8 protein-coding genes are annotated in these 9,534 nt (G+C 72.0%); 4 read left to right on the top strand and 4 right to left on the bottom strand.

Going from position 1 to position 9,534, the window contains the following annotated elements; translation table 11 throughout:
• Positions 1–21: 21 nt before the first annotated feature.
• From ACFW2Y_RS32080 to ACFW2Y_RS32070, 3 genes are all read right to left on the bottom strand, one after another.
• Complete coding sequence (locus ACFW2Y_RS32080; protein WP_384886079.1) at positions 22–1,869, bottom strand: glycosyl hydrolase family 18 protein; 1,848 nt, start codon at positions 1,867–1,869, stop codon at positions 22–24.
• Between the two features lie 123 nt (positions 1,870–1,992).
• Positions 1,993–2,646: a response regulator gene (locus ACFW2Y_RS32075; RefSeq protein WP_384886077.1), complete on the bottom strand. Its 654-nt coding sequence runs from the start codon at positions 2,644–2,646 to the stop codon at positions 1,993–1,995.
• Positions 2,643–3,824, bottom strand: coding sequence for a sensor histidine kinase (locus ACFW2Y_RS32070; RefSeq protein ID WP_384886075.1), 1,182 nt, complete (start codon positions 3,822–3,824; stop codon positions 2,643–2,645). The genes ACFW2Y_RS32075 and ACFW2Y_RS32070 overlap by 4 nt, the downstream gene beginning before the upstream one ends.
• Positions 3,825–3,985: 161 nt before the next feature.
• Between ACFW2Y_RS32070 and ACFW2Y_RS32065 the strand changes: the two genes are divergently transcribed.
• A complete protein-coding gene (locus ACFW2Y_RS32065) occupies positions 3,986–4,621 on the top strand; it encodes a hypothetical protein (protein ID WP_384886074.1) in 636 nt (211 codons plus the stop codon).
• On the opposite strand, the gene ACFW2Y_RS32060 is transcribed toward ACFW2Y_RS32065, so the two are convergent.
• Entirely contained in the window at positions 4,538–5,110 is a 573-nt protein-coding gene (locus ACFW2Y_RS32060) for a cob(I)yrinic acid a,c-diamide adenosyltransferase (protein ID WP_384886072.1), read from the bottom strand. The genes ACFW2Y_RS32065 and ACFW2Y_RS32060 overlap by 84 nt on opposite strands.
• A gap of 297 nt (positions 5,111–5,407) precedes the next feature.
• On the opposite strand from ACFW2Y_RS32060, the gene ACFW2Y_RS32055 reads away from it, so the two are divergent.
• The 3 genes from ACFW2Y_RS32055 to ACFW2Y_RS32045 all read left to right on the top strand — a co-directional run bounded on the left by ACFW2Y_RS32055 (position 5,408) and on the right by ACFW2Y_RS32045 (position 9,524).
• Positions 5,408–6,256, top strand: coding sequence for a 3-hydroxyacyl-CoA dehydrogenase family protein (locus ACFW2Y_RS32055; RefSeq protein ID WP_384886070.1), 849 nt, complete (start codon positions 5,408–5,410; stop codon positions 6,254–6,256).
• A 127-nt stretch (positions 6,257–6,383) separates the two neighbouring features.
• A complete protein-coding gene (locus tag ACFW2Y_RS32050) occupies positions 6,384–6,707 on the top strand; it encodes an STAS domain-containing protein (protein ID WP_030210572.1) in 324 nt (107 codons plus the stop codon).
• Positions 6,708–6,914: 207 nt separating this feature from the next.
• Positions 6,915–9,524: an ATP-binding protein gene (locus ACFW2Y_RS32045; RefSeq protein WP_384886069.1), complete on the top strand. Its 2,610-nt coding sequence runs from the start codon at positions 6,915–6,917 to the stop codon at positions 9,522–9,524.
• Positions 9,525–9,534 lie beyond the last annotated feature (10 nt).

The following is a 9,534-nucleotide window of genomic DNA, read 5'->3' as shown; positions in this document are numbered from 1 at the left end:
GCCCCCGCTCCGTCGTGCTGGCTAGCCCAGACCGTTGCTGATGGCGCCGACCAGCTCGCCGTTACTGGTGTCACCGCTGAACTCCCAGAAGAACGCTCCGCCGAGGCCCTGGTTCTTGGCCCAGCCCATCTTCGAGTTCACGGTTGCCGGGGTGTCGTAGCTCCACCAGTTGGTGCCGCAGTGGGCGTACGCCGTACCCGCGATGGTGCCGTTGGCCGGGCAGGAGTTCTTGAGGACCTTGTAGTCCTCGATGCCCTGCTCGTAGGTGCCCTGTGCGGGGCCGGTCGCGGTGCCGCCGGGGGCGGACTGGGTGACGCCGGTCCAGCCGCGGCCGTAGAAGCCGATGCCGAGCAGCAGCTTGTTCGCGGGGACGCCCTTGGCCTTGTACTTGGCGATGGCCTCGGCCGAGTTGAAGCCCTGCTGCGGGATGCCGGCGTACGAGGTGAGCGGGGAGTGCGGGGCGGTCGGACCCTTGGCCGCCCAGGCGCCGAAGAAGTCGTACGTCATCACGTTGAACCAGTTCATGTACGGCGCGGCGCCCGCGTAGTCGGTGGCGTCGATCTTGCCGCCGGAGGAGGCGTCGGCGGTGACCGCCGCGGTGACGATCGCGTGGGAGCCGAACTTGGCGCGCATGGCCTGCATCATGGTCTTGAACGCGTTCGGGCCACTGCTGTCGCAGGACAGGCCGCAAGCGTTCGGGTACTCCCAGTCCAGGTCGATGCCGTCGAAGACGTCGGCCCAGCGCGGGTCCTCCACCAGGTCGTAGCAGGACTGGGCGAAGGCGGTCGGGTTCTGCAGGGCCTGGCCGAAGCCGCCGGACCAGGTCCAGCCGCCGAAGGACCAGATGACCTTGATGTTCGGGTACGCCTTCTTCAGCTTGCGGAGCTGGTTGAAGTTGCCGCGCAGCGGCTGGTCCCAGGTGTCGGCGACGCCGTCGACGGACTGGGCGGCGGTGTAGGCCTTGTCGTAGTCGGCGTAGGCGTCACCGATGGTGCACTTGCCGCCGGTGACGTTGCCGAACGCGTAGTTGATGTGGGTGATCTTGGATGCGGAGCCCGAGGTCACGATGTTCTTCACGTGGTAGTTGCGGCCGTAGACGCCCCAGTTGGTGAAGTAGCCCATCTTCACGACGTTCGGCGGCGGGTTGCCTCCGCCGCCGCCCGTGGTGCGGACGGGGGTGGCGCCGCTTGCGGGGCCGGTCTGGTCGATGGTGTCGCGGGCGACGACCGTGTAGCTGTAGTCCGTACCGGCGCTCAGGCCCTGGTCGGTGTAGCTGAGGCCGGTGGTGGTGGTCACCTTGGTGCCGTCGCGCAGGAGGTCGTAGTTCTTGACCCCCTTGTCGTCCGTGGCCGCGGTCCAGGTGAGCTTCACCGAGGTGTCGGTGATGTTCGACGCGACCGGGGCGCCGGGAGCCGAGGGCGGGTTGTCGCCGGGCTGGGTGCTTCCGTCACAGGGCGCGCCGTTGATCTTGCATCCGCTGGGGGCCCCGGAGCCGGTGCCGTTGTAGCCGAAGGAGACGGAGGCGCCGGGGGCGAGGGTGCCGTTCCAGCCGACGTTCTTGGCGGTCCAGTGGGTTCCGGAGCTGGTGACGGCGGCGTCCCAGGCGGAGGTCACCGCGGTGCCGGAGGGGTAGTCCCACTCGACGGTCCACGAGTTGATGGTGGTCGTGCCGGTGTTCTTGATGGTCCAGTTGGCACCGAAGCCGGTGCCCCAGTCGGAGGTCTTGTTGTAGGTCGCGGTCGCCGAGGTGGCTGCCTCGGCGGGGGTCGCGAGGCCGACCATGGCGGCCAGGGGCAGGATCAGGGCGGTCAGTCCGGCGGCGGTCCGGTGTCTGAACCCTGTTCTGCGCGTCGGTGCTTGAGTGCTCAACGGGTGCTCCTCAAGTTGCGGACGGACAAGGTGGGGGTGGTCCGTGAAGATGCGCGCGCCCCGCGAGCGTAGGAAGGTCTGGACCAATCGTCAAGAGGTCCAGACCAACGTCGGTGGGGTCCGTTAAACCCCCAACTCCTGTGCCAGCACGGCGGCTTGGACCCTGCTCCGCAGCTTGAGCTTCCCCAGCACCTTGCTGACGTGGGTCTTCACCGTCGCCTCCGCCATGTCCAGACGCACCGCGATCTCCGCGTTCGACAGCCCCTCGCCCAGCGTCGACAGCACCTGCCGCTCGCGGGGCGTCAGCACCTCCAGGACCGAGCGGTCCGCCCCCCGCCCCACCCGAGCGGGACGCCCGGCCGCGGCGAACTCCGTGATGAGCCGCCGGGTCACCGCCGGGTCGATCAAACCCTCGCCGCGCCCCACCGTCCGCACCGCCTCGATCAGCTCCCGGGCCTCCGCGTTCTTCAACAGGAAGCCCGCCGCGCCGGCACGCAAGGCTCCGAACACGTATGCGTCCAGATCGAAGGTGGTCAGGACGAGGACGTCGGCGAGGCCCTCCGCCACCACGATCCCGGTCGCCGTCACCCCGTCCATCCGAGGCATCTGCACGTCCATCAGGACCAGGTCCGGGCGCAGCGCCCGCGCCAGCTCCACCGCCCGCTCGCCGTCCGCGGCCTCGCCGACCACCTCGATGTCCGGCGCACTTCCCAGGATGAGCACCAGCCCCGCCCGCACCGCCGACTGGTCCTCGGCCACCACCACCCGGATCGTCATGGGTTCCCCGCCTTCTCGTCCGCGGGCAGCTCCGCCCGCACCTGCCACACCGTTCCCGAGGCCGTCGCCCGGAACGCCCCGCCGAGCAGTTCCGTCCGCTCCCGCATCCCGATCAGGCCCGATCCCGTCCCCGGTGCGCCCGGTCCGGGTCGCTTCCCGTACGGAGAGTCGACCGCCACCGTCAGGGCCCCGCCGCGGTGGCCGATCCGGACGGTGACCGTGCCGGGGGAGGCGTGTTTGACCGCGTTGGTCAGCGACTCCTGGACGATCCGGTACGCCGCCAGCTCCACCGGAGCCGGCAACGGGACTCCGTCCGGTCTCCTGAGGTCCTCCAGGACGAAGTCCAGGCCACCGGCCGAGCCGTTCGCGCGGGCCCGTCCGACCAGCCCCGTCAGGCCGTCGAGGCTCGGCACGGCTCCGGGCTCGGCCTCCCCGGCGCTGTCCCGCAGCAGCCCGATCAGCCGGCGCATCTCGGCGAGGCCCGCCACGCTGTTCTCCCGGATCACGGTCAACGCCTTCTGGGTGGTGGCCGGTTCGTCGAGGGAGAGCGCGGCCGTGGAGTGGATCGCGATCGCGGACAGGTGGTTCGCCACCACGTCGTGCAGCTCGCGCGCCATCCGTGCCCGCTCGGCGACCACCGCCTGGGTCCGGTCCATCTCGGCCAGCAGCGCGGTCTGTTCGGCCCGCAGCCGGGCGGCCTCCGCCGCGTCCCGGTGGTTGCGGACGACCGCCCCCGTGATCGCCGGCAGGAAGGAGACCATGCCGGTGACCATGCCCACGAGCAGTGCATAGGCGTTCTGCCACCAGACCAGCAGCACCACGGTCAGCGTCACCGCGATCAGTCCGGTGGTGTACGGGATGCGGCGTGCCGAGGCCGGAGGGCCGTACACCACCGCCGCGTAGACCAGGTCCGTGAACATCAGCACCGTGGCGAGGTTGCCGTTGGTGAACTGGTCGCCCGCGATCGTCAGGGTGCCGACGAACAGGGCCGTGCGCGGGGCGGTCCGGCGCACGGTCTCCACCGAGGCCATCACGGCCAGCGGGACCAGGGCCGCCCACCGCTGCTCGAAGACGCGGCCGAACGTCATGTAGAAGTCGTACGACCACAGGAGCAGTCCGCAGGTGAGCCCCGAGAGCGAGAGGAGGAGGTCGACGCGATGCGGGCGGGGGAGTGTCACCCACCCATCCAACACGTCCCGCCCGACGGACACCTCCTCGTCCGGGGCGATCCCTCCACCGTCCGCCTCCGTCGAACGGTGTAGACGGGGTTCGTCACCGGCGACGACGAACCGTCCCCGGGCGCACGGGAGGCTGGAGGAGAGCCGAAAGGGGAACCGCCGTGATCGTCACGCTCATCGTGGTCTGCGAGGTGGGCTTCTGGGCGCTGCTGGTCGCGGGCCTCACCGCCCGCTACCTCCTGAAGGCGCCCCGGACGGGAATGGCGCTGCTGCTCTGCGAACCGCTCCTGGAGGTCCTGCTCCTCGTCGTCACCGCGATCGACCTGAAGAACGGCGCCGACCCGAGCGCGAAGCACGGCCTCGCCGCCGTCTACCTCGGCTACACCGTCGGGCACGGCCACCGCACCGTGCGGTGGCTCGACGGCCACGCCGCCCACCGCCTGGGGGGTGGCCCGGCGCCGGCGAAGCCGCCGAGGTACGGCGCGGCCCGGGCCCGTCACGAGGGCCGGGTCTGGCTCGGTTCGCTGCTCGGCGGCGTCGTCGCCACCGTCCTGCTGTTCCTCGCCGCCCGCTACGTCGGCGAGGACGGGGACACCGAGTCGCTGCGGGAGTGGACCGTCGGCGCCTGGCGGGTCGTCGGCCTCCACGGTCTGATCGCGCTCAGCTATGCGGTCTGGCCGAAGAAGGCACCGAAGAAGGCGCTGGAGAACGGTTCAGCGTTCCCCGCCCGGGACCCAGAGCACGTCGCCGACCTCCCTGTTCGCGGTGCGCGCGAGGATGAAGAGCAGGTCCGATAGCCGGTTGAGGTAGGTGGCGGTCAGCGCGTTCATCGTTGCGCCGTGCACCTCCAGGGCCGCCCAGGTGGAGCGTTCAGCCCGCCGGACCACCGTGCACGCCTGGTGCAGCAGTGCCGCACCGGGCGTGCCGCCCGGCAGGATGAAGGAGCGCAGCTTGTCGAGCCCCTCCAGGAAGCGGTCGCAGTCGGCCTCCAGCTTGTCGACGTATCCCTGCTCGACGCGCAGCGGCGGGAACTCCGGGTCCTCCACGACCGGCGTGCAGAGGTCGGCGCCCACGTCGAAGAGGTCGTTCTGGATCCGGACGAGGACCTTCACGACCTCCTCGTCGAGCTGCCCGAGGGCGACGGCCGTCCCGATGGCGGCGTTGGCCTCGTTGGCATCGGCGTAGGCCGAGATCCGCAGATCCGTCTTGGCGGTGCGGCTCATGTCGCCGAGCGCCGTGGTGCCCTGGTCGCCGGTACGGGTGTAGATGCGCGTCAGATTGACCATGGGCCCAGCCTAGTGAGCCGCCGGCGCTCCGGAAGGCGCGTGTGCCGACCGTCACGGCGAGCGCCGCCGGGGCCGGGACGAGCCGCACCCGGTGCGGCGGGGTCGGCGTCGTGGGGCGTGTCCGGAAGGTCCTCGCGCACGCCGTGCGGGCCCGAGGACCACCCGTACGGCCTGTCGTGAGTGTGACGTCCGTCAAACGGGGCGTGACGCGCGTTACTTCACGGTCACATGACGCCCCGCGACCGCTAATCTCCGCCGGAGAGCCAGAAGTGAACAGGTGTTGAGGGGTGGAAGATCGTGGCCAGGAAGCTCGCCGTCATCGGAGCCGGACTCATGGGGTCCGGCATCGCACAGGTTTCGGCCCAGGCGGGCTGGGACGTCGTCCTGCGTGACGTCACCGACGCCGCCCTGACCCGGGGGACCGACGGCATCAAGGCGTCGTACGACCGCTTCGTCGCCAAGGGCAAGCTCGGCGAGCAGGACGCCGAGGCCGCCCTCGGCCGGATCACCGCCACCACCGAGCTCGACGCCGTCGCCGACGCGGACGTCGTCGTCGAAGCCGTCTTCGAGGACCTCGGCGTCAAGCACGAGATCTTCCGCTCGCTCGACAAGATCGTCAAGGACGGCGCGGTCCTCGCCTCCAACACCTCCGCCATCCCGATCACCAAGATCGCTGCGGTCACCGGGCGCCCGGAGGCCGTCGTCGGCGTCCACTTCTTCTCGCCCGTTCCGATGATGCAGCTCGTCGAGCTCGTCCGCGGCCACAAGACCGACGACGCCACCCTGGCCGCCGCCCGCGAGTTCGCCGAGTCCGTCGGCAAGACCTGCATCGTCGTCAACCGCGATGTGGCCGGCTTCGTCACCACCCGCCTCATCTCCACCCTCGTCGTCGAGGCGGCCAAGCTCTACGAGTCGGGCGTCGCCACCGCCGAGGACATCGACATCGCCTGCAAGCTCGGCTTCGGCCACGCCATGGGCCCGCTCGCCACCGCCGACCTCACCGGCATCGACATCCTGGTGAACGCCGCCAACAACATCTACACGGAGTCCCAGGACGAGAAGTTCGCGCCGCCGGAGCTGATGCGCCGGATGGTGGACGCGGGTGACATCGGCCGCAAGAGCGGGCAGGGCTTCTATAAGCACTGAGCCCGGACCGCCACCCCGCCCTCACTCCAAGGGGTGAATTTCGGTGTCGGTTCGCTGACAAGGCGCAACGTATCTGCCAATGCGGCAGTCAGTTGTTGGGAAGACGGAGCACTCTCGGGGAGCGCATATGCACATCAGGGGCGACCACGTCGAGCTGGTCGTCGGGGGCCGCCTCGACGTCCGCAGCGCGGCGGACGCCCGTACGGTCCTGCACTCGGCCGTTGACGACGGAGTCGGCGACCTGGTGCTCGACCTGACCGGCCTCGACTCCTGGGACGCCACCGGACTCGGTGTGATCATGGGGGCCCATCGGAGGGCCGGCCGCTGCGGCAGGCGACTCGTCCTGCGCGGAGTGCCGCCCCAGATGCAGCGGCTGCTCGTCGCCACCCGACTGCACCGCATCCTCGCCATCGAGGGCGGCCTCGCCCTGGAGTCCCTGCCCCGGGTGTGAACCCCTGGAACACCCGGAGCCCCCACCGACTGCGGAACAGTCGTGCGAACCAGGCGTCACACCCAATCCTCACGAGACCGTGACGTCTTGGTCTCGTGAGCACCCCGGCTGTTCCCGACGGTCTGACCAGGGTCTAGGGTTCGGTCGCCTGCACATTGACGGAACGGCCCGGCGGGCACCGGACAGCGCTTCTTGGGGGCTTGCACCATGGACCCGATCAACCCTGGGTCGGAGGAGTACGGTCACGACGCCGAGGGCGAGGAGACCCGCCAGGGGCGCGGCGGCACCGCGCCGGCACCCGTGCGTGCCCGCATCGTCCGACTCGTCGCCGGCGAACTGCTCCTCACCGTCAACCCCGTCGACGGCAGCGAGATCGAGCCCTGCCCGCCAGGGCAGGAACCGGAAGCACCCCGTCCTCGCACCGCAAAGGAACGCGCCGAGGTCGCCCGGGCCGCCTCGCCGCCCGTTCCGCCGGGCCCGGCCGCGCCCGAGCTACCGCTGCTCGAACGTCAGGAGGAGCGCGAGCGGCTCACCGGAATCCTCACCCGGGGCCGCTCGGCCCGTCTGACCGGTGCCCCCGGATCCGGCCGCACCGCCCTCCTCGACGCCGTCGCCGCCGACTGCGCCGACCTGGCGCCCGACGGTGTCGTCCGCCTCTCGGGCCACCACCGCACTCCCACCGAACTCCTCCACGAACTCTTCACCGCGGTCCGGCACGCTCCGGGCCAGCGCCCCGACCGGACCGCCCTCCTCGACCGGATCCGCGAAGTCGGCGCCGTGGTCGTCGTCGACGACCTGGAGTTCGGCGGCACCGCCCTCGACGAGCTCCTCACCGCCGCCCCCGAGTGCGCCTTCCTCTTCGCCGCGGGACCCGAGACACCCGCTCCCTCCGCCGAGGCCCGGGTCGAGGAGGTGCTGCTCGCCGGCCTGGGGCGCGGCGCCGCGCTGGAGCTGCTGGAAAGCGCCGTCGGTCGCTCCCTCACCGACGAGGAGGCCAACTGGGCCGGCGACCTCTGGTTCGAGTCCGAGGGCCTCCCGCTCCGCTTCGTCCAGGCCGGCGCCCTGCTCCGCCAGCGCGACCGACTGAGGGTCTCCCCGGCCGAGTTCGACGCCTTCGGCGCCCTCGAAGAAGCCTTCGGCCCCACTGACCCCGACGCCGCCGCGGCCGTTGCCGCCGCCGCCTTCGACGGCGTGGAAGACCCCGACGTCGAGCTGCGCGAGATACCCCTGCCCAGCCTCGGCGAGGGCGCCGCGCCCGCCGCCCTCCTCGCCTCCCGTCTCAGCCGCTCCGCCCAGGCCGCACTGCGCTTCGCCGTCGCCCTCGGCGGCGAGGTCCCGCACCAGGCCCACCTGCCGGCCCTCGTCGGCGACACCCATGCCGACGCCGCCCTCGGCGAACTCGTGGCCTGCGGCCTCCTCTCCCCGGTCGGCCCCCGCTACCGGCTCGCCTCCGGAGTCCTCGCCCAACTCCTGGCCAAGGGCTACGACCAGGAGACCGCCGACCGCGCCCACACCGTCGCCCAGCACTACGCCTGGTGGGCGGCCCATCCCTCCGTCACCCCCCAGCGGGCCGCGGTCGAGTCCGACGCCCTGCTCGCCGCCCTCTCCGCGCTGATCCCCGACACCGGGGAGGCCGCGGCCGAACACCGTGCCACCGCCGTCCGCCTGGCCCGCGCCGCTGCACCGGCCTTCGCGGCCGGCCAGCACTGGGGCGCCTGGGAGCGGACCCTGCGCGCCGGCCAGGAGGCCGCCCGGCTCACCGGCGAGGTCGCCGAGGAGGCCTACTTCCACCACGAGCTCGGCGTCCTCGCGATCTGCAACGGAAACCTGGAGCGCGCCCGCGCCGAACTGGAGGCGTCCATCGGCATGCGGGGGGCGCTCGCCGACAAGCGCGGCACCGTCGCCGGGCGCAGGGCGCTCGCCCTCGTCGCCGACCTCTCCGGCGATCACGTCGGACCCGTCGTCGCCCGTAGCGAGGGACCCGTCTCCCCGCCGCGCGGCATCCCCGCCCTGCGGGGTCCGGCCGCCCTCCCGGGTCCGGCCGCCCTCCCGGGTCCGGAGCCCGTCACGGCGCCGCTGTCGAAGGGCCCCGCGCGGACCTCGGCGGCTGCTGCTTCCTTCCCGCCCTTCCCGGACTTCGCCGACGAGGGGCCGACGGTCGTCACGCGCCCCGACGCCGTCGGGAACGGCTCCCGTCCCGGCCTCAAGGACGGCATCCTCAACGGGGCCCGCCGCAACCTCGTCGCCGTCGGCGCCGGTGCACTCCTCGTCGCGGTCCTCGGCACCGTCGTGACCCTCGGCGCGACCTCCGGCAACGGCGAGACGCCCGCCACCGATCGCATCACCTCGGACAGCACGGCGGACGGGAGCGGCACCGACGACGCCTTCGACGACGAGGAGTCGACCGGAGGGGACGGCGGCGATCCGGCCGAGACCGAAGGAGCCGTTGCCACGGACTCCGCGAGCCCCTCGGAAGCACCGAGCGGAACCCCGTCGGAGCCGACGGGGTCGAGCACCCCCAGCGCTCCCAGCACCTCCGGCAGCCCGTCGTCCCCGGCCACCCCGACGGCCACCACGGCCCCCGCGACGACGACGCCCCCGCCCACCAGCACCAGTTCCGGGTCGTCGCACCCGACGAGCAGCACCCCCGAGCCCTCGTCGAGCTCGTCCTCGCCGACCACCTCGTCGTCGCCCGCCTCGCCGGACCCGAGCACGCCCACACCGACCGATTCCTCCCCGCCGCCGACGGCGGAGGAGAGCACCACCCTCGGGGCGCCCTCCACCTCCGAGACCCCCGGCACGGAGTCGCCCGCCTGACCGGCACCCC

Origin of the sequence: Streptomyces sp. NPDC058877 (genome assembly GCF_042742855.1) — a bacterium.
Classification (GTDB): domain Bacteria; phylum Actinomycetota; class Actinomycetes; order Streptomycetales; family Streptomycetaceae; genus Streptomyces.
Note: the sequence above shows the minus strand (reverse complement) of the source record. Positions and strands in the feature narration are given on the sequence as shown.

Coding starts and splice junctions, on each gene's coding strand:
- ACFW2Y_RS32060 (WP_384886072.1), bottom strand. CDS start 5,110: ATGGTCAATCTGACGCGCATCTACACCCGTACCGGCGACCAGGGCACC.
- ACFW2Y_RS32075 (WP_384886077.1), bottom strand. CDS start 2,646: ATGACGATCCGGGTGGTGGTGGCCGAGGACCAGTCGGCGGTGCGGGCG.
- ACFW2Y_RS32050 (WP_030210572.1), top strand. CDS start 6,384: ATGCACATCAGGGGCGACCACGTCGAGCTGGTCGTCGGGGGCCGCCTC.
- ACFW2Y_RS32045 (WP_384886069.1), top strand. CDS start 6,915: ATGGACCCGATCAACCCTGGGTCGGAGGAGTACGGTCACGACGCCGAG.